Annotated in this window: 2 protein-coding genes; one reads left to right on the top strand and one right to left on the bottom strand. The window is 68.5% G+C overall.

Annotated features, from left to right (window positions below; genetic code table 11):
- Positions 1-269: 269 nt before the first annotated feature.
- Entirely contained in the window at positions 270-1,100 is an 831-nt protein-coding gene (locus tag AB0I68_RS39035; RefSeq protein WP_363182200.1) for an IS5 family transposase, read from the top strand.
- On the opposite strand, the gene AB0I68_RS39030 is transcribed toward AB0I68_RS39035, so the two are convergent.
- On the bottom strand, positions 1,018-1,584 hold the full coding sequence (locus AB0I68_RS39030) for a hypothetical protein (protein ID WP_363182199.1): 567 nt from the start codon (positions 1,582-1,584) through the stop codon (positions 1,018-1,020). The two genes, AB0I68_RS39035 and AB0I68_RS39030, sit on opposite strands and share 83 nt — an antisense overlap.
- Positions 1,585-1,704 lie beyond the last annotated feature (120 nt).

Below are 1,704 nucleotides of genomic sequence, written 5' to 3'. Positions count from 1 at the left end.
TCAGTGCGTTGTGGCAAACCGAATCTTGTTCGAGTGGCAATGGGTGATCGCCTGGACGGAGGTTCGGGTGTAGTCGCGGGCATGAGAGAACGGGCCCCTTGGTAGTGACGCGGTTACGACACCAGCACGACCAAGGAAGCCCGTTGCCTCATCAGTTGAGCAGTATCCCTGTGCATGCGTCCACCGCGGTCACCCATGGGTGTGACTGCTACGTGCACAGGTTCGGTTCGATCGCTCCGGGACAGCGGGCGCGGTGCTATCCGAGTGACATGACGGACGCAGAATGGGCCGAGGTCCGCTCCGCGATGCCGGTACCGGCCTGGCTGCTCAACCGAGGTGGGCGCCCGGAGGCACACTGCCACCGAGAGATGCTCGACGCTGTGCGCTACCTCGTCGACAACGGCGTGAAGTGGATGGCCGTCCCGGTCGACTTCCCGTACTGGCGGGCGGTCTACGACTTCTTCCGCCGCTGGCGGGCCTGCGACTACGTGCGGGAACTGCACGAGCGCCTGCGCCGCACGGCGAGGGAGCGTGCAGGCCGCAATACCGAGCCCAGTGCCGGGATCATCGACAGTCAGTCGGTGGACGCCTCCGAGACCGTCGGCGAGGACAGCCGCGGATACGACGGCGGTAAATCACGTGACGGGCGCAAGCGCCACGTCCTGACCGACACCGAGGGCCTGCTCCTGGAGGTCACCGTGACCCCGGCGGACGTCCACGACTCCAAGGCCGCCCCCGCGCTGCTGGAGACATTCATGGACCAGCCGGGCCGGCTGCTGAAACTGGTGTGGGTCGACAGCGCCTACCAGGGTCCGGCGCTGGCGAAGGCGTTCGCCCGCCACGGGGTCCGGGTCGAGGTCGTGCGCCGATCCGACAGGCAGCGCGGATTTGTCGTACTGGCCCGCAGGTGGGTGGTGGAGCGAACGCTGAGCTGGCTCTCCCGCTCACGCCGCCTCAACCGCGACCACGAACGCCGTGCCGACCATCACCAGCAGATGGTGTGGTGGGCCGCTGTGATCAGGCTGTCCCGGCGCCTGGCCGCAGACGCTCCGCGCTGGCCGGAGAAGCGTCCCGGCCGACTGCCCCGGACACGGGCATGAACCGTCCGTCCTTCGCCCGCACCAGCCAGCCCCGCCTCTCCAGCACGTAGGCACGGTGCCGGATTTTCTCCACCTCGTTCTTGATCTCCGCTTCCCGGCCCACCGCCCGCGTCAGCTCCACTCCGTTCACCGGCCCCGCAGCAGCCACCACCGCGGCGAACACCTCCCGATACAGGCCGCCGAGCACCTGCTCACCCATGCCCGACCGCCACACCGGCGGCCTCTCGCCATGCCCCGCGCCGGAGCCGCCCGATCCCACGGCAGCAACCATCTCACCACCGGACGGCACGGAAACCGGCGTAATCACCGGCCTCTCCTCGGCCAGCACCGACACGAGCTCCTCACACCCCACCCGGGCCCGCTCGACCCGTTCCCGCGCGGCATCCACCTCCGCCTGGGCCTGCTCCAGGACCTCCGTCCAGGACTCCAGATCCTGCCTCGCCCGCGCCTCACGCTGTTCCATCAACCCCAGCACCGACGGCATCGCACCCTCCTCGATCCACAACAAGCCGTCCGCTGCCTGCCCCTACCCCGTCGCGGTCATGCCCCACACACGAAGAAGCCCCTGCTCATCGAACAGGGACTCCCTTTGCCACAACGCACT

This window comes from Streptomyces sp. NPDC050448, assembly GCF_040655295.1.
Classification (GTDB): Bacteria; Actinomycetota; Actinomycetes; order Streptomycetales; family Streptomycetaceae; genus Streptomyces.
Note: the sequence above shows the minus strand (reverse complement) of the source record. Positions and strands in the feature narration are given on the sequence as shown.

Excerpts from the sequence above, each read along its gene's own strand:
- AB0I68_RS39035 (WP_363182200.1), top strand. The coding sequence starts at position 270 with ATGACGGACGCAGAATGGGCCGAGGTCCGCTCCGCGATGCCGGTACCG.
- AB0I68_RS39030 (WP_363182199.1), bottom strand. The coding sequence starts at position 1,584 with ATGCCGTCGGTGCTGGGGTTGATGGAACAGCGTGAGGCGCGGGCGAGG.